Here is a 17,726-nt window from a genome sequence, read left to right as displayed (position 1 = left end):
GTGTGGAAAGGCTCGGCAAACTCTGCCCAGGTATGCCATACCTGCCTCGACCGACGCCGCGTCCTGCGCAGAATGCCGATCAGAGGTCCGGCCGTCTGAGGTGATGTCCAGTGGCGGATTCGAAGGCATGAGCGACTCGCAGCAGCTCGACGTCCGCCCCCGGCTTCGCCACGATCTGGACACCCACCGGCAGGCCGGAAGCCGAGAAGCCGGCGGGTACCGAGATGGCTGGGCAGCCCGTCGCCGAGATGAGGCACAGTGCCCGCATCCAATCGAGATAGTTCTCCAGCTGTACCCCGTTGATCTGCCTGGGATACTCGATGTCCGCATCGAACGGCAGGACCTGGCACGTGGTGAGCACGAGGACGTCATGGCCGGCGAAATAGCTGTCGACTTCCGCGTGCAGGCGGGTGCGTGCTGATTCGGCCGAAGCCACCTCGGCACCGGTGAGGTCGAGGCCCATGCGGATGTTCCACCGGACCGATTCCTTGATTCTGTCCGGGTGCGCCTCATACAGACCGCCCCAGGAGCCCACGAAGTCGAGGGCGCGGCGGACGTTGAATACCTCGTCGGCGTCCGTGAGATCCGGGATCTCTTCGTCCACATGCGCGCCGAGGCTGCCGAACACCGGCGCGGCGGAAGCGACGATCTCCTGCACCTCGGATTCGACCGGAAGCAGTCCGTCCAGGTCGGGGTTGAAGCCGACCCGCAGTCCGGCGAGGTCGGGGGAGCGGTCGGCGTCGAGTGCGAACTCCGGGAGGTCGAAGACACTGCCCGATTCCAGGATCGATTCCGGCGCCGAAGGATGTGGCCCCGAAGCCACCGACATGAGCAGCGCCACGTCGGAGACCGTGCGTGCCATGAATCCGCTCTGGGACAGCCACGCGAAGGGGTTGCCCGGTCGAACGTGGGGGATACGGCCGTTGCTCGGTCGCAGACCGACGACGTTGTTGAACGATGCGGGCGACCGCAGTGATCCGCCCATATCTGATCCGTCGCCTGACGCCTGGATCCCGGCCGCGAGCACCGCCCCCACACCGCCGGAGGATCCCGATGCCGATTTCGTCCGGTCGTAGGGGTTCACGGTTGTGCCGAACACCTCATTGTAGGTGTGGGAGCCGGCGGCGAACTCGGGCACGTTCGTCTTGCCTGTCGTCGTGACGCCGGCGGCTTTGAGCCGGGCGATGATGAGCGCATCCGCTTCGGGCACGCGATCGGCCATGAGCGGTGAACCCCAGGTCGTGCGCATACCTGCCGTGTCGTGGGTGTCCTTATGCGTCATCGGCACTCCGTGCAGGGCACCGAAGCTCTCACCGCGGGCGGTTGCTGCGTCTGCGGCATCAGCTTGAGCGAAGGCAGCTTCGTCGTCTCGTGTGACGACGGCGTTGAGAGCAGGGTTGACCTCATCGATGCGGTCGAGATGGGCCTGCAGAGCCTCCCGAGCAGAGACTTCTTTGGCGGCGATTCGGCCGGCCAGCTCACGGGTCGACCACCACAGCACCTCCTCGCTCATGCGCGGTCCTTTCCGACCTTGCTCAGCACCGCGGACAACGCGGCTCTGATGCCCGTCTCGAGAGTGGTCTCGACATCGTCGGGAGCGAAGAACGGGGAGTGATTCCCGGGCGGGGTCTGACCATCGGCGAACTTCTCGGGGGAGTAGCCGCCGAAGAACCAGTACACGTATGGGACTCCGATGTCATCGCCGAACGCTCCGACATCCTCGCTGCCGGTGGCGGGCTCGGACAGGTGGACCTGTTCGGTGCCGAGTTCGGCTCCGACATGGGTGAGGAACGACTCGGTCTCCTCGGGGTCGTTGTAGCACCGCGGGAACCGATACATCTCTTCGATCTCGGGTTCCGGAGCTCCGGAGGCAAGAGCCTCGGCTTCGATGATGCGGCGGACCCGGTCGAGGACGACCGCGCGGACCTCCTCGGTGAAGGTGCGGATATTGAGTTTGAATTCGGCGGAGTCGGGGATGATGTTCTCTTTGAGTCCGCCGTGGAAGGTGCCGACGGTGACGACCGACATGTCGCGGCCGGAGATCTCGCGTGACACGACCGACTGAAGGCGGGTGATCATATAGGCGCCGAGGACGATCGGGTCGATCGCGTTCTCCGGCTGGGATCCGTGTGCCTGCTTGCCCTTGACGGTCACGCGCAGGCAGTCGGACATCGCCATGGCGGTGCCGCTGCTGACGTAGAGGTGACCGGCGGCACCGGGCCACACGTGCTGACCGAAGATGACCTCGGGGCGCACGATCTCATCCCAGAGCCCGTCATCGAGCATGGCGCGCGCACCTTGGCCGGTTTCCTCACCGGGCTGGAAGAGCATGACGACTGTTCCCGACCACAGGTCCCTGTGTGCGACGAGGTGCTTGGCGAGGTAGAGGCCGACTGTGATGTGAGTGTCGTGGCCGCAGCCGTGCATGACCTTCGTCGTCTCGCCGTCGGGAAGAGTGCCGTCCGCCGTGGAGGCATAGTCGAGTCCGGTGTCCTCGCTGATCGGCAGTCCGTCGATGTCGGCACGGTAGCCGATGACCGGGCCGTCGCCGTTCTCGATCACGGCGACGACTCCGGTTCCGCCGAAGGTGTGTGTCTTCAGTCCGAGGGCCTGGAGCCGGGAGGCGATCTCCGCGGCGGTGTTCGTCTCCTGCATGGACAGCTCGGGAGTGCGGTGGAAGTGCTTGTAGTCGGCGATCGTCTGGTCAAGATTGGCACTGATCGACGCGCGGAGGGCGGAGTTGAGTGACATGATGTCCTTTCAGCAGAGGTCTGGTGCCATCTTGGCAGGAATTGTCGGATGCGGGGGTCGGTCTCGGCAGACGAGCACCGAACGTTGTCAGCCCTCAGTTGATGCCGACGGTGTCGGTGCCGTCGCTGTCGGGTCTTTTGTCCGTGACCGCCTTGTTGCGGGTGAACCATGTGATGAGGATGGTCAGGAACACGACGATGGCGACGTCGCCGGGCGCGAGCACGGGAACCAGTCTGACGAGGACGAGGATGACCAGCGCCGCCATGCCGAGGGCGATGAGCGTCGATTTCAGCTGCTTGAGAGAAGCGATGAGCTGGACGGTGACACCGCCGAGGATCGCCGGGAGGATGTAGAGCTTCGCGACGAGGGTCACCGGCTCGGGAATGAGGGAGACGAGCCAGGTGCCGAGGATGCCGACGAAGATGACCATCGAGGCGACGTGGATGATCGCGGCTCCGCAGATGGCCATCGTCGCCGCGTATTCTCCCTTGCGGGTGCCGGGCTTCGCCCCGATCGTGTCCTGGGCGACGATCGCCGAGGGCAGCAGCTTGTTCGCGACGTTGCCGATCATGAAGGCCTGGTACATCCCGGCGGGTCCGAGGATCGGGAAATAGGTGAGAGGTTCGACGATGTAGAAGACTCCGTAGACGGCGAACACGGCGAGGAATCCCTTGAGGATCTCTCCGAGATCGATGTTCGCGTCGGCGACGAACAGAAGATAGAACGGCACCGAGGTGGCGATGAGGAATCCGATGAACAGCGTGATCGAGCCCCACCGGCTGGTGGTGCGCTCGAATGCCGCGTGCGAGGGTGATGTGATGATCGATGACATAGTCTCTCCTCAGGCTTCGGGCATGCCGAGACCGGCATAGTGGGCGAAGTAGGCGGCGACGAGGCCGATGAGCAGGGAGATTCCCAATCCCCATTCCTTCAGCCAGTTCTGTTTGAGCGTCTTGGCGAGCAGCAGGCAGATGCTCATCACCACTGCCGAGACGATGACGGCGATGACATGGGTCGGTGACTTCGGCAGCTCACGGAAGGTCAGCGCCGCGAAGGCCGCGAGCAGTGCCGCACCCGGGATGATCGACATGAGTGCGGGATTGACCTTCTCGAGCTTGTGAGAGCTGCGTTTGAAGATCGGGGTGAGGATGAGGGTGGAGATCATCCAGCCGGCGCCCGAGAGGCTCATCGCCATGAGGGCGACGATGAACACGCCGCGAGTGAAGGTCTCATCACCGAGGTTGGCACCCATGGTGCCTGCCGCCAGGGACGCAGATGCGACCTCGGTGGCGGCGGACCCGATGAGTCCGACGCGGACGATGACCGGGGGAGTGCCGAACAGAGGCAGCAGAGCGATGGCGACGAGGACCACCGACAGCGATGGCCCGATGGCGGCGACACCGCCGGCGCGGAAGGCCGAACGGACTTCCTGTTGGCTCATACCCGCGGACTCGGCGTTCTTCTTCACCGCGGTCATGTAGATGAGCGATTGAACGACGACGACACCCATCACCGCCATCGCGAGTATCCAGAGAATCGGTGCGTTTGCGAGGCCGATGTAGTCGGCCGAACCGCTGGCCACGGTCATGGTCAGCTCCTCACTTCATTGTCGAGTTGCAGGGGCGCAGGACGGCGATCCACATTGGTATACCATCACGCAGCGCGCAGGAACAACTTATACTGACCGAACGGTCAGGACCATGGTTTGACCAGAAGTTCTCAACACTCGAGATTCAGCGGAGCGATTTCTGATGCCCTTCCCGCCTTGCGGAACGACACCACCCGAGATCGTCGGTACGGTCCCAGGCATCCGGACTTAGGCTGAGGGCATGGATGAAGTCACGACCACTCAGCTCGATCAGGCAGAAGCATGTTGGGTCACAGCCCTCCGTCGAGTCCGCACCTCCGATCTGAACCGGACGAGCGGGGCGGCGGAATGGTCGAATGCGGAGCTCATCAATCACCTGATCGGCGGGGGAGTCCGCTACACGAAGCTGCTGCAGCAGGCGAGCACGGAGGAAGTCGAAGCCACCAGGGGAGCCGATCAGCTCGGAGAGGACATGCTCGATTCCTTCTGGACTCACGAGAGGTCGTTCAGGGCGCTGGTGTACGAATGCGACCTCCACGCGCCCGTCGCTCACCGGATCGGCAGCATCCCGGGAGCGCAGCTGGTGCAGATGCGCATTCTCGAGCTCGCACTCCATGCCGCTGATCTCTCACGCGGCACCGGACATGACTGGCCGATCAATGAGAGCCTTGCCGAGTTCATCTCAACCGAGCTCGGCGATCTCATCATCGACTTAGGGCCTGAGGGCGGGTACAGGCCGCCACGCCCGATCGGCGGGGGAGTCACGCACGCTCAGCGCGTGTTGCTGCTGTCGGGCCGGTAAAGGGTTCCAGGCGGTGACCTGGTGGATCCGCGGTGCTTCAGCGCTTCTTCGGTGAGATGTACATGGTGATGCGTGCGGTGACGAAGGCGATGCCATTCGCGTCGAGGACATCCACAGGGACGATCAGGTCGAACTTCTCGTCGCCGAATTCGGGGATCTCTTCAAGCCGGGTGACTGCCATGACCGCCCCTTTGCTGGCCTTGGCGTTGTATTCCACGGTCATTCCCGCTGGGATCCAGCGGTGAGTGGGCGGCACGGTCGCTTCCGTCATGACACCGGCGGCGACTTCGGCCATATTGCACGACGCGATTGCGTGATAGGTGCCGATATGGTTGTGCATTCCACGGCGGTTGGGCGCAGTGACGCGGCACAGCCCGGGTCGCAGCTCTTTGATCTGCGGGCGCACAGTACGGAAATAGGGTGCCTTGAAGCAGATGCCCTGAGAGAACAGCCATGAACCGACGAGGCCGCCCAGAGGCATCTCCTGCATCTTCTTCCAGAGCTTGAAGGTGGGTGCAGATTCGGCGGTCTGCACGGCTGTGGTGTCTGCGGTCATGGAGGCGCCCTTCACTGTGATCTGAGTTACTGTTCAGTACACATGCTATCAGTCGGACCATTCGGCGAGCGTGTGGTCACGAGTGCGCTTGAGGAGTTCACGCAGCACCGATTCGTCGGCATCATTCAAGCGCGTGAGATACAGGCACGACGTGCCGCTGCGGTACTTGCCGAGCCTGGAGGCAAGGTCGGGCCAACGGTCCTCATAGTCGCTCGTGAGATAGATCGTATGCTGACGCGAGGCAGGGGAGTACGCGAGAACCGGCATCGTGCCGCCATGTCCTGATTCGTAGCGATACTCGACCTCGCCGAATCCGATGATGCGTGAGGCCCAGACAACGGGCTCTTCGCCGGAGATCTCTGTGAGGATCTCGCGCAGGCGATCAGCCTCGGCGCGCCTGGGACCGCCTGCACGGTCGAGCACGTCATCGACGGGTTCGCCTGTCGGTCGCATTGCTGGTTGCTTCGTCGCCATTTCGCCTCCCAGTCAGAACTCAGCAGAAGACCTGGACCATCAGATCGCAGAACACATCTGCGGCCATCGATCGTCAGCATCAACTCTATAGGCGAAACCACGGGGAAGCGGCTCGGCTCTCAATCTTGACTTAACATAATGTATATTATCGGCGTTCTATCCGAAGACGGAGAGGAGCTTCGTAACTCACGAATGACGCTCCCGACACGAAAGCACAATGCGCAGCGACGACCCTCACCGACAGAAATGGCCGTGAGCGACGCATGGGTCACTCACGGCCATTCCATGATCACGATCGCTGCGTACGAGTTCATGCCTGGAGATCGTTGATCGTCAGATCATCGTGTGGTCTCAGCTGCCGACGGTGACGTTGCCGCCGAGGCCGACCTTGCCGCTGTCGTCAGAGCCACCGTCGTCCTTCTTGCCGCCATCGTCCTTCTTGCCGCCTCCGTCGTCGGCAGCGCCATTGGACTTCGTCAGTCCGGCTTTCTCACCGCAGGTCGGCCATGCGCCCGGCCCCTGCTCCTTGAGGACCTTCTGAGCAATCCGAATCTGTTCCTTCTTGCTGTGCTCATCCGCAGTGCCCGAACCGCCGAAGCCGTTCCAGGTCTGCTTGGAGAACTGCAGTCCGCCGTAGTATCCGTTGCCGGTGTTGATGTGCCAGTCTCCGCCGGATTCGCATTCGGCGACCTTGTCCCAGACGCCCTTCTCAGATGCCTGGGCCGGCTGCCCTGCGCTCATTCCGGTCAGCCCGGCGGCTGCGACAGCGCCGGCGCCGACGAGCAGGGCGACCTTGCGGAGGCTTGTGCTGTAGAGGTTCACTGTGTCTTCTCCAAAGTACGACTGCATTTCGGTTCTGTAACCCGGTCGTTACCGAGCCGTTATACACCGTAACGAATCAACTGCCGCATTTGAACCCGAGACCGTGAATTTCAGCATCCGAATCGCCTCCGCGGAACCTGAGTGAGGCCTGAAGAGCAGCGGCTCCCCCGGTCAGGAATTCACGTACTGTGCCAGATGCTCCGCGGTCAGCGATCCGTTCGCCTTCGCCCCTGCGACCAGCTCAGTCGGGCTGCCTTCGAAGACGATCGACCCTCCGTCATGTCCGGCGCCGGGCCCCAGGTCGATGATGTGATCGGCGTGAGCCATCAAGGCCTGATGGTGTTCGATGACGATGACGGTCCGCCCCGAATCGACGAGCCCGTCGAGGAGCTGGAGCAGATTCTCGACATCGGCCAAGTGCAGACCGGTCGTCGGTTCGTCGAGGATGATCACCTGCGCGGCATCAGCGGCCTTCGCCGACAGATGGACCGCCAACTTCAATCTCTGCCGCTCTCCCCCGGACAGAGTCGTCAGCGGCTGACCGAGGCTGACATAGCCGAGTCCCACCTCGGCGAGGATCTTCAGAATCTTCACGACCACAGGGATACGCGACTCCCCCGCACCGAAATGCTCGATCGCCGCGTCAACGGGCAGGTCGAGGACCTCACGGATATTCAGTCCGCCCAAGGCGAACTCGAGCACCTCGGCTTGGAAACCCTTGCCCTCGCACTCGTCACAGGGTGCGGACACGCCGCCCATGAGCGCCATATCCGAATAGATGATTCCGGCCCCGTTGCAGACGGGACAGGCACCTTCGGAGTTCGCGCTGAAGAGAGCGGGCTTGACCCCATTGGCCTTCGCGAATGCCTTCCGAATGGGCTCGAGCATCCCTGTATACGTGGCTGGGTTGCTGCGCCGGGATCCCTTGATCGGCGCCTGATCGATCATCACGACCCCATCACGTCCACGCAGGGATCCCTCGATGAGGCTGCTCTTACCTGACCCTGCGACGCCGGTGACGACGGTGAGCACGCCGAGGGGCACGTCGACATCGACATCTCGCAGATTGTGCGACCCGGCGTCGCGGATCTCGAGAGCTCCCGCCGGCTCCCGCACCTTTTCCTTGAGCGACGCCGTGTATCCGAGGTGGCGACCGGTGAGCGTATCGGATGCCCGGAGACCGTCGACGGTGCCGGTGAAGGTGACCTCTCCCCCGTTGCTGCCGGCTCCGGGACCGAGATCGACGATGTGATCGGCGATGAGGATCGTCTCGGGTTTGTGTTCGACGACGAGCACCGTGTTGCCTTTGTCCCGCAGCGCCAGCAGGAGTTCGTTCATCGATCGGATGTCGTGTGGGTGCAGGCCGATCGTCGGTTCGTCGAAGACGTAGGTGACGTCCGTGAGCGAGGACCCGAGGTGGCGGACCAGTTTGATCCGCTGCGCCTCTCCCCCGGACAGCGATCCGGCTGATCTGTCCAAGGACAGATAACCGAGGCCGATGTCGTTGAAGGCGCGCACATCCGCACGCAGGGAATCGAGCAGCGCCGAGGCGGCTCCCGGCTTGATCTGGTCCAACCAACCCGTGATGTCCGAGATCTGCAGAGCGCAGACATCGGCGATCGATTTGCCGGCGACCAGCGAGGACCGGGCGGCTCCGTTGAGCCGTGTCCCTGCGCATTCGGGGCAGGTGGTGAAGACGACGGCACGGTCGACGAATTCGCGGATGTGCTTCTGCATCGAGTCCCGGTCCTTGGACAGGAACGACCGTTGGATCCGCGGGATCAGCCCGTCGAAGGTGATGTTGGTGCCATTGATCCTGACCTTCTCGCCTTCGGCATAGAGCAGATAGTGCCGCTCCTTCTCATCGAAATCGGCGACCGGTTTGTCCGGATCGAAGTACCCGGATTCGGAGAACATGCGCACCGACCAGCCGCCGGGTTTGTACCCGGGAACGGTGATGGCCCCGTCATTGAGGGATTTCGACTCATCGACCACCTCGGCGATGGAGATGTCCGTAGCTGTGCCCATGCCCTCGCAGTGCGGGCACATGCCGCCGTTGACGGAGAATGCCTTCCGTTCGACCTGTTTGCCCTCGCCCTTGTCGATGGTCACCGCGCCCTTGCCGCTCAGGGTGGCGACGTTGAAGGAATACGCGTTCGTCGATCCGAGGTTCGGTTCTGCCAGACGCGCGAAGAGGGTGCGCAGCTTCGCATTGATGTCAGAGACCGTGCCCACCGTGGAGCGCGGGTTCGCCCCGATCCGCTCCTGGTCGACGATGATGGCCGTCGTCAGTCCCTCGAGGACGTCGACCTCGGGTCGGGCCATCGCCGGCATGAAGCCTTGGACGAAGGCGGAGTAGGTCTCGTTGATCATCCGCTGGGACTCGGCGGCGATGGTGTCGAAGACGAGTGAGCTCTTTCCGGAGCCGGACACGCCGGTGAAGACCGTGAGACGGCGCTTGGGGATCTCGACGCTGACGTTCTTGAGGTTGTTCTCCCTGGCTCCGCTGACTCGGATGAGGTCGTGGCTGTCTGCACTGTGCACTGGTGTCAGTCTCTCTGCTGGATGCGGATCATGTTCCCGGCGGGGTCCCGCAGGGCGCAGTCTCGCAGACCATAGGGCTGGTCCATCGGCTCCTGCACGATGTCGGCGCCCTTGGCCTCCACCTCGGCGAAGGCCTCATCGACGTTCGGTGTCGCGAGCACGATCGCGGCATAGCTGCCTTTGGCGATGAGTCTTTCGATGGTCTCCCGTTCGGTGTCGCTGATCGTCGGGTCGGTCACGGGCGGGGTGAGCACGATCGATGTGTCGGGTTGGCCGACCGGTCCCACCGTCAGCCAGCGCATGCGTCCGGCACCGACGTCGAGGCGCAGCTCGAAGCCGAGGATGTCACGGTAGAAGGTCAGGGATTCTTCCGCATCGGTGTGCGGCAGGAAGCTGGCGTTGATCGAGATGTCCATGTCAGCAATCGTAGACTGCTCAGCTCGGTGGGACTTCTCGATTCCTGACCGGTCGCAGTGCATTCTTCACCACGATCGTCGGCAGCCGATGCTCGCCTGCGGCGACCCCGTCGCGGTAACGGGTCGGTGAGAGTCCGACGAGTTCGCTGAAGCGAGTGCTGAAGGTGCCCAGGGACGAGAAGCCGACGGTGAAGCAGATCTCGGTGATCGTGAGATCGCCGCGGCGGATGAGGGCCATGGCCCGTTCGATCCTGCGCGTCATGAGATACGAATACGGCGACTCGCCGAAAGCCGCTCTGAACTGGCGGCTGAGGTGCCCGGCGGACATGTGCACGCCTGTGGCGAGGGCCTCCACGCTCAAGGGCTGGTCGAACTCGCGGTCGATGCGGTCCCGGACCCGGCGCAGAGCCACCAGCTGTTCGTTCACCCCTCGTCGACTCCCTGCTTCAGGGTGCGGCCGCGGAAGAAGTCGGGATGGCGGACGGATTGGATGATCATGATGACCACGCCCAGGGCCAGCACCCCAATGCCGAGGACGAAGACGAGTCCGACGCCGAAGACCGAGGATCCCGAACCGTAGTCGGGGTCGAGCGAGTCGATTGCGGTGGTGACGAAGATGACCAGCAGGGTCACGCCCCCGATGAGCGGGAACAGGAACCGGTAGAAGAATGTGCGGGTCGAGGCGAAGAGGCTGCGTCGGAAATACCAGATGCAGGCCAGACCCGTGATGCCGTAGTAGAAGCAGACCATGAGTCCCAGCGCAGTGATCGTGTCCCACAGAGCGTTCTCCGAGAGCAGGCGCATGACGACATAGAAGATGATCGCGGCCCCCGCCGAGGTGACGGTGGCGACCGATGGGGATTTGTAGCGGGGAGAGACCCGACCGTACTTCTCCGGAAGCGCCCCGTAGTGGCCCATTGCCAGGATCGTCCGCGAGGGCGAGACCATCGTCGCCTGCAGCGAGGACAGGGAAGATGAGAGCACCGCAATGGACACGAGCACAGCGAAGGGCCCCATGACCGGGCCGGCGAGTGAGGCAAAGATCGATTCCTGGTTATCGGGGTTGCCCGCACCCAGCCCTTCGGTGCCGACCCCTGCGAAGGAGATGACGGCTATCGTACAGGCGATGTAGATGATGACGATCGCGATGATCGTGAGCATCGCCGCGCGACCCGGAGTCTTCTCCGGATCCTTCGCTTCCTCATTCATCGTGATCACCGTGTCCCAGCCCCAGAACAGGAAGATCGACAGCGATACGGCCGCAGCGACGGTGGAGAAGTCGCCAGCAGACAGCGGATTGAACCAGTCGAGAGACACCGGGGTCGGATCGTAGGAGGTGCCATTGGAAGCCTGCACAATCGCGGCGACGACGAACCAGCCCAGCGCCAGCACCTGGAAGGCAACCAGCCACACCTGCAGCTTCTCGGTGGCTTCGACTCCCCGATACGACACCCAGGCCGCAGCGGCGGTGAGGATGATCGTCACGGGGATGTTGATCCACAACACTCGAGTGAGTTCGGCGATGTACGGATCGGAGAACACCTGGGACAGGAGGAGGAAGAGGAAGTCGACGGCAACGGCCGCGAGGTTGGACAGCACAAGGACGGTGGCGGCGACGAGTCCCCAGCCGCCCATCCAGCCCAGCCAGGGTCCGAACGCTCTGGTCGCCCACGTGAACGTGGTGCCCGAATCCGGCATCGCGGTGTTCAGTTCCCGGTAGCCGAAGACGACGAGCAGCATCGGCACGAAGCCGATGAGCAGCACGGCCGGGGTGTGCACCCCGACCTCGGAGATCGTCGGACCCAGTCCCGAGGTCAGCGTATAGGCCGGAGCGATGCAGGAGATGCCGATGACGGCTCCCCCGATGGCTCCGATTTTGCCGGCGGAGAGTCCCTTCGAGCTCAGTCCGCTCGTGTTCGTCGACGGTGACGGCTGTGTGCTGCTCATCTCAGGACTTCTCGCCGAGGATCCTCTCGGCGGTGGCGGTGCCGATGCGCACCGCTCCGTCGACGTGCTGGTAGCCTTCGGCAGCGATATCGGAGCTGGCGAAGTGGATGGGCCCGACCGGGTCGTTCTGGAACGGACCCCACCGGTGCAGACCCCCAAGGTCATAACTGGTCGCATAGGCTCCGCGGGTCCATTCCTCCGCGCCGAAGTCGGAGAGGTAGAACACCCGGGGGTCGAGTGCCTTCGGGCCGAGGAACTCGGCGAGGGCTTCGAGGATCTTCGTCCGGCGGGACTCTTCGTCCAGGGCCCACATGGCATCGGCGTTGACATCGGAGATGAAGCCGACGAGAGTACCCTGCTCTTCACCGTGGTTCGTGTTGTCGTAGACCTCTTGGACAAGACGGGAGGCGCCGAAACCGGTTCCGCACAGACCGTCTTCGCGCCAGAACGGGGTGTCGTAGGTGGCGTGGACCTTGATGACGAGCCCCATCGACTGGTGCTGGTGGAAGATCTGCTGAAGCCTCGGCAGAGGTGGGTCATAGCTGATGCGCGAGTAGAGGTTCGGCGGCACGGCGACGATCGCCTGGCCTGCGCTGACTGTCAGTTCGTCGGTGGAAACGCTGACGCCGGTCTCCGACCATTCGATCCGACGGACCGGCTGCTGCAGACGGACGATGTCCTCACCGAGTTCCTCGGCCATCTGCACCGAAACCGACTGCATTCCGCCGACGACACGACGGTCGAGGATGAAGTGATCGTCGACGAGATTCGTGAACGATCCCGCCGAGGCGGCCATGAGAATGGCTTGGAGTGCTGAGAAGGTGGTGGCGGGCTTGGTCAGCATGCCGCCGGCGACGAACAGCCCGATGTTCTCGCATGCGAGTTCGTCCGCGGACTGCTCACGCAGCCAGTGATGGAAGGAGATCGAGTCGAGTTCGGCAGCGTCTTCAGCATCCCAGGGTGAATTCGGACCGATCCTGGCGGCGAGTTCGTCGAGGATGCCGATGAGACGTTCCATCTCGGACTGGGTCGACTCCCCCACCGGGAACATCTCTCCCGAGTAGACGGTGCGAGTTCCGTCGGGAGCGATGTAGACGCTGTCTCCGTCACGGTACCGCGGGTAGGTCTCTTTGCCGAGTTCGTCGACGAGCGCGAGCAGCGCGGTCTGGTCCGGGGAGATCCACTGGCCGCCGAGTTCGAACATCTGCCCGTCGATGTGCTCGGTCCAGGTGCGGCCGCCCACGCGGTCACGGGCCTCGAGAACGATGACGCTGCGTCCGGCCTTCCGCAGCCGACGGGCGGCGCTCAGGCCCGATGGGCCTGCTCCGATGATGACGACGTCACGGGTTTCTGCGGACACGGCGAACTCCTCCTGAAGCGATTGGGTGGCTTCAGACTAACGAGGTCCCGGGCCCGTGCCAAGACGGATTCGGCAAGTGCGGAATCCGCACTCGCCCGTGCGGTCAGCGGAACTCGCGAGGATCCGCCGCAGGGTCGTTCTCGAGGGCGGTGATGAAGCTCCACGAATCGGGTCGCGAACCGTCGAGGTCATTGAATCCGTAGTGGAGGGCCAATCCGTGGGTGTCCTGCGTCGTCGAGTTGAAGCTGTGCCGGTCGGGATCGGCGGCCAGTGCGACAACGGAACGACCGAGCAGATGAGGCGTCTCGGAGATCGCAAAATCACGTGGCGGTTCGGTGCGGGTTTCGTCGAGCGAGTCGCGCATCCAGTCATCCTCTGTGGTGCCGAAGTGATCGAGCATCATCTCCGAGCGCAGCCAACCGGGGGTGATGGCGACCGCAGTCGCTTCCACCTTGGCGAGTTCGTGGCCGAGCCCGAAGGCCAGACGGCTCACAGCCGTCTTCGTGAGGTCGAGGAAGATATTCTCCCGGTAATGGCCCGCGTTGAACTCTGCGGTGCCGTCGGTGATCTCGACGTGGAGACCGCCCGGATTCCTTGTGAGCAGGGGCAGGGCGGCATGTGCGGTGTGCAGGTGAGTGAGCAGACCCGCCCGGAACAAGCGCATCTCGGTATCGAGTTCGGTCTCCCAGAACGGTGTGCCCCACTCAACGTAGGCTTCTCCCCCGATGTCGTTGACGAGGATGTCGAGACGACCGTGGTCGGCTTCGATCTGGCCGATCACCTGTGAGATCCGGGCCGGATCGAGGTGATCACAGACGTGGGCTTCGGCCTGGCCGCCTTCGTCGGTGATGAGGGCGGCGGTGCCTTCGATCGTCTCTGTGCGTGCGTAGTCGGAGGGACGCTCGTGGGTCGATCGGCCGGTGCAGTGGACGAAGGCGCCGGCGCGTGCGAGGTCCCGGGCGATGGCGCGGCCGGCTCCTCGGGTGGCCCCGGCGACGAGGGCGACCTTGCCGCTCAGTGCACGTTGGGACAACGGAGCGAAGTCGTCGGGGTCGGCGGCGTGAGCTGATTCCGGTGTCGGTGTATTCATGGGAACAGTCTCATCGGCTTCCACTGACATCTCGTGTCAGTGTCCTTCATTATTCTCGGAATTATGAAAGCTGCTCGCCTCGTTTCGGAGATCGTCATCCTCGGTGCGCGTTCTCGGCCGATCACGGCATCCGATCTCGCGCAACGTCTCGAGGTCACCGAGCGGACGATCTACCGTGACCTCGGTGAGCTGTCGCGGATGGGCGTGCCCGTCATCACCGAGGCGGGGCCCGGCGGCGGGATCAGCCTCCTCGGCGACTGGGTCTCGCCTGTGGCGGGTCTGACCCGGGACGAACTCGACTCCCTCCTCATCGGCTCCCCCGCCGCGGCCGATCTCGGCTTCTCGTCCGCGTTGGCCACGGCCCGAGCGAAAGTCCTCGCCGAATCGTCATCGGCATTCTCGCAGCTCATCCTCGTCGACGGGCCGGATTGGTTCATGGCCAAGGAGGATCCCGAGCAGCTCGACACCATCGTCACCGCACTGCGCACTCAGCGGGGACTGCAGGTCACATATCGCGGACGGAACGATCTGCGATCGCGCACACTGCTGCCTCTGGGACTCGTCGTCAAGGCTGGTCGCTGGTATCTCGCGGCGCAGCCGCCGGGAGGCAGTCCCCGAACGTATCGAGTCTCACGGATCGGCTCGGCCGAGCTGCGATTCCTCGACTGCACTCCCCCGCCTTCTTTCGACCTCGCGGACTACTGGACGGGGGCGCAGGCTGAATTCGATGCTTCGATTCGTCGGATACTCGTGAGACTGCGGCTGCCCGTGGCCCAGATCGACGACCTTAAGCGCGCGATTCCGGGCCGACTCACCGAGGACGCCATCGACTCGGGGCGGACGGATCGCGACACTATCGAGATCGACCTTCCCATGGAACCCGCCGGGGTGGCCGTCAGCCAGCTCGTCACCGTGCCCGGGGTCGAAGTCCTCTCGCCAAAACAGCTCCGCCGCGACCTGCACGATCATGCATGGGCCGCGGCGGAGCTCAATGAGTGACGTGAGCAGTCAGCAGCTCACCGCCCGGGTCACTGCACTTCGTACTTGCCGTTGATCTGCCCGGCGCCGACGCCGCCGACGGCCTCCATGGCGGCTTTGGACAGGTCGAAGCACCGATTGCCGTGGTAGGGGCCTCGGTCGTTGACCCGCACCGTCACGGACTTTCCGTTCGCGCTGTTCGTGATCTTCACCTTGGAGCCGAACGGCAGGGTCTTATGGGCCGCGGTGAGCTTGTTCGTATCGAAGATCTCGCCGTTTGCGGTCTGTTTCCCGTCGAATCCGTCACCGCCGCCGTAGTAGGACATGGGGCAGCTGCCGGATTCGCCGGCCGACTTGCCGGAGTTCGAAGGTCCGTCGTTCTCATCCGCGGACCCTCCGGACGAACCCTCGTCGCCAGAGGATTCTCCGCCGCCGGTCGAGCCCTCATCCTTCTTGTCCGCGGTCTTCGACGGCTCGGGGCTCGGTGTCTCGATATGGGTGTCGATCGTGACTTCTGCGGGCTTCTCCTTGGCCTGCTTCTTCGCCTTAGCGAGAAATTCATCCGCGGCCTTGGTCGGTTCGGAGACGGCGACGGCGGGGGCTTCGGCCGGCGCTTCGGCCACGACCTGGCCGCCCGTGGAAGAATCATTGGGCACCATTGCAAGGCTCGAAGCGACGACGGCTGCCGTTGCGGCGGTCGGCACGATGAAGGCGGAGAGCACCGGACGGGTGCGGACTGCTGCCAGCACTCCCCCGGCGGTGTTCAGGCGGTCGGTCGGTGCGTGGCGTCCGGTCTTCTTCTTCGCCGTCAGCGCTGAGAAGATCGACCCGGTCTTCTTGGTGCTCGGTGCTGAGTGTCTGCCCACAGTGGTGTTCCTCGTCGTCATCAGAGAGTGTCTCGGCAACTCGGAGATGTAATGGGAAGACCTCTCGCAGCAGTGCGCTCGAGGAGAAACTCCAAGTTATCTGATCGTTATCTTCACAGATTCTAGTTAAGGAACTGTTACAAAAGCAATGTGGCACACCGAAATGGTGTGCCACATGGATGAGAGTCTGCTCACTGAGTGCTTCGGTGAGAGTTGGTCAACCGCCGCCTCTCGAACGCGGTGCGCGAGCTGCGCAGATCCAGGCCGGTGGAGTCTGCCCGGTCAGCGGGACTTGCGTGTCACCAGCTTCCGGACACCTTCGGCTCCCGTCGTCACGGTCTCCTGCGCCCGGTCGAAGGCGCGTTCGACCTTGCCGCTGCGCACAGCATCATCGATCGCGTGCGAAACGCTTCCCAGTGCACGGTTGACCCCATTCTCGGTGGCTTCGATGAGGCGGGAGGTCGAGGCCGCCTCCCGCACGTTCTTCACACCGCTGCTCGCAACGCTGTAAGCGCGTCCGGCGGCCCGGCGGGCGCGTTCGGTCGGGGTCTTCGCGGTCGCGTCGATGACGTCGTCGGGTTCGATGGGTTCGCGGTGTGAGCTCATGGCTCCATCCTTGAACACAGCCTCGGCGAAATCAACACCCTGGTTAGGATTGGACCATGAATTCCCAGCGGGAGGTCATCGCGGACCCAGAGATCATCGCGCACCGAGGCGGCCTCTGGCCGGGGATGAGCGAAAACACCCTCGAGGCCTTCGCCGCTGCGGCGTCGGCCGGAGTCGAGTGGATGGAGACCGACGTCCACGCCTCCGCCGACGGAATCCTCTTCGCCGCACACGATGCCGACCTCAATCGCATCGCCGGGCTGGACCACACCATTCGGGAACTGCCGGCAGCCGAGCTCGACCGAGTCGAACTCCTCGCGGGCGGTCGACTCCCCCGCCTCGAGACGTTGGTGGAAGCACTGCCGGACGTGCGATGGAACATCGATGTCAAAGCCGCCCACAGCATCGGCCCGATGATCCGCTTCGTTCACAATTTCCATGCCGCCGACCGCATCCGCCTCGCTTCCTTCGATTCCGCAACGCTCCGACGGCTGCGCATAGCTCTGCCCGGTGTGCGGACGTCGACGGGGACGACGGAGACCGCCCTCTTCGCCCTCGGCCGACTGCCGGGAATTCCCGACCACGGGGTTGCTCCCCTCCCGCCCGGAGCCGACGCCCTCCAGGTTCCGGTGTCGTTCAGACGGGTCCCTGTGGTGACTGCCGACTTCGTCGACCGGGCTCACCGGTCAGGTCTGCTCGTCCACGTCTGGACGATCAACGACGAGGCGACGATGCGGTCGCTGCTCGACCTCGGAGTCGACGGGATCGTCACCGATGATGTCGAGCTCGGCCTCGACGTGCTGGCCAGCCGACGCGGCTGAGTCGAGATTCCGGTCGAGGAATGGATCACTCCCGGTCGGCGAGGAATATCCGAGCACGGTAGACTGTTACATTGCGTCCAAGGTGTGCAGTCGAGTCGGAAGGTC

At 63.8% G+C, this 17,726-nt stretch carries 18 protein-coding genes; 3 read left to right on the top strand and 15 right to left on the bottom strand.

Going from position 1 to position 17,726, the window contains the following annotated elements:
* Positions 1–79: 79 nt before the first annotated feature.
* The 4 genes from ACU4IU_RS18435 to ACU4IU_RS18420 form a co-directional block, all read right to left on the bottom strand.
* Complete coding sequence (locus ACU4IU_RS18435; RefSeq protein WP_139467207.1) at positions 80–1,513, bottom strand: amidase; 1,434 nt, start codon at positions 1,511–1,513, stop codon at positions 80–82.
* The gene (locus ACU4IU_RS18430) at positions 1,510–2,751 is read right to left on the bottom strand and encodes an amidohydrolase (RefSeq protein WP_446657544.1); all 1,242 of its coding nucleotides are present in this window, start codon (positions 2,749–2,751) and stop codon (positions 1,510–1,512) included. The genes ACU4IU_RS18435 and ACU4IU_RS18430 overlap by 4 nt, the downstream gene beginning before the upstream one ends.
* Positions 2,752–2,845: 94 nt before the next feature.
* On the bottom strand, positions 2,846–3,583 hold the full coding sequence (locus ACU4IU_RS18425) for a hypothetical protein (RefSeq protein WP_139467209.1): 738 nt from the start codon (positions 3,581–3,583) through the stop codon (positions 2,846–2,848).
* A 9-nt stretch (positions 3,584–3,592) separates the two neighbouring features.
* Positions 3,593–4,339, bottom strand: a complete 747-nt coding sequence (locus ACU4IU_RS18420; protein WP_139467210.1) for a DUF5058 family protein — start codon at positions 4,337–4,339, stop codon at positions 3,593–3,595.
* Between the two features lie 241 nt (positions 4,340–4,580).
* On the opposite strand from ACU4IU_RS18420, the gene ACU4IU_RS18415 reads away from it, so the two are divergent.
* Entirely contained in the window at positions 4,581–5,141 is a 561-nt protein-coding gene (locus tag ACU4IU_RS18415) for a maleylpyruvate isomerase N-terminal domain-containing protein (protein ID WP_446657543.1), read from the top strand.
* A gap of 37 nt (positions 5,142–5,178) precedes the next feature.
* Here ACU4IU_RS18415 and ACU4IU_RS18410 read toward each other — a convergent pair whose 3' ends face one another.
* From ACU4IU_RS18410 to ACU4IU_RS18370, 9 genes are all read right to left on the bottom strand, one after another.
* Positions 5,179–5,697, bottom strand: a complete 519-nt coding sequence (locus tag ACU4IU_RS18410; protein WP_218973596.1) for a hotdog fold domain-containing protein — start codon at positions 5,695–5,697, stop codon at positions 5,179–5,181.
* Between the two features lie 48 nt (positions 5,698–5,745).
* On the bottom strand, positions 5,746–6,171 hold the full coding sequence (locus tag ACU4IU_RS18405; RefSeq protein WP_139467212.1) for a DUF1801 domain-containing protein: 426 nt from the start codon (positions 6,169–6,171) through the stop codon (positions 5,746–5,748).
* Positions 6,172–6,522: 351 nt separating this feature from the next.
* The gene (locus ACU4IU_RS18400; protein WP_282433169.1) at positions 6,523–6,993 is read right to left on the bottom strand and encodes a transglycosylase family protein; all 471 of its coding nucleotides are present in this window, start codon (positions 6,991–6,993) and stop codon (positions 6,523–6,525) included.
* A gap of 171 nt (positions 6,994–7,164) precedes the next feature.
* Entirely contained in the window at positions 7,165–9,537 is a 2,373-nt protein-coding gene (locus ACU4IU_RS18395; RefSeq protein ID WP_446657542.1) for an ATP-binding cassette domain-containing protein, read from the bottom strand.
* 5 nt (positions 9,538–9,542) lie between these two features.
* Complete coding sequence (locus ACU4IU_RS18390) at positions 9,543–9,953, bottom strand: VOC family protein (protein ID WP_139467215.1); 411 nt, start codon at positions 9,951–9,953, stop codon at positions 9,543–9,545.
* A 19-nt stretch (positions 9,954–9,972) separates the two neighbouring features.
* The gene (locus tag ACU4IU_RS18385) at positions 9,973–10,380 is read right to left on the bottom strand and encodes a helix-turn-helix transcriptional regulator (protein WP_139467216.1); all 408 of its coding nucleotides are present in this window, start codon (positions 10,378–10,380) and stop codon (positions 9,973–9,975) included.
* Entirely contained in the window at positions 10,377–11,900 is a 1,524-nt protein-coding gene (locus ACU4IU_RS18380) for an APC family permease (RefSeq protein WP_181270495.1), read from the bottom strand. The genes ACU4IU_RS18385 and ACU4IU_RS18380 overlap by 4 nt, the downstream gene beginning before the upstream one ends.
* A 1-nt stretch (position 11,901) precedes the next feature.
* Positions 11,902–13,260 (bottom strand): flavin monoamine oxidase family protein, encoded by a 1,359-nt coding sequence (locus ACU4IU_RS18375; protein ID WP_139467218.1) that lies wholly within the window; start codon positions 13,258–13,260, stop codon positions 11,902–11,904.
* 103 nt (positions 13,261–13,363) lie between these two features.
* Entirely contained in the window at positions 13,364–14,350 is a 987-nt protein-coding gene (locus tag ACU4IU_RS18370) for an SDR family oxidoreductase (RefSeq protein ID WP_139467219.1), read from the bottom strand.
* Positions 14,351–14,413: 63 nt separating this feature from the next.
* Between ACU4IU_RS18370 and ACU4IU_RS18365 the strand changes: the two genes are divergently transcribed.
* Entirely contained in the window at positions 14,414–15,349 is a 936-nt protein-coding gene (locus ACU4IU_RS18365) for a helix-turn-helix transcriptional regulator (RefSeq protein WP_181270497.1), read from the top strand.
* A 29-nt stretch (positions 15,350–15,378) separates the two neighbouring features.
* On the opposite strand, the gene ACU4IU_RS18360 is transcribed toward ACU4IU_RS18365, so the two are convergent.
* The gene (locus ACU4IU_RS18360; protein WP_181270498.1) at positions 15,379–16,215 is read right to left on the bottom strand and encodes a septal ring lytic transglycosylase RlpA family protein; all 837 of its coding nucleotides are present in this window, start codon (positions 16,213–16,215) and stop codon (positions 15,379–15,381) included.
* A 261-nt stretch (positions 16,216–16,476) separates the two neighbouring features.
* The gene (locus tag ACU4IU_RS18355; protein ID WP_181270499.1) at positions 16,477–16,800 is read right to left on the bottom strand and encodes a hypothetical protein; all 324 of its coding nucleotides are present in this window, start codon (positions 16,798–16,800) and stop codon (positions 16,477–16,479) included.
* A 56-nt stretch (positions 16,801–16,856) separates the two neighbouring features.
* Between ACU4IU_RS18355 and ACU4IU_RS18350 the strand changes: the two genes are divergently transcribed.
* On the top strand, positions 16,857–17,621 hold the full coding sequence (locus tag ACU4IU_RS18350; protein ID WP_139467221.1) for a glycerophosphodiester phosphodiesterase family protein: 765 nt from the start codon (positions 16,857–16,859) through the stop codon (positions 17,619–17,621).
* Positions 17,622–17,726: the final 105 nt, after the last annotated feature.

It is taken from the genome of Brevibacterium sp. CSND-B09 (assembly GCF_052906525.1).
This window is presented reverse-complemented; position numbering and strand designations above follow the sequence as displayed.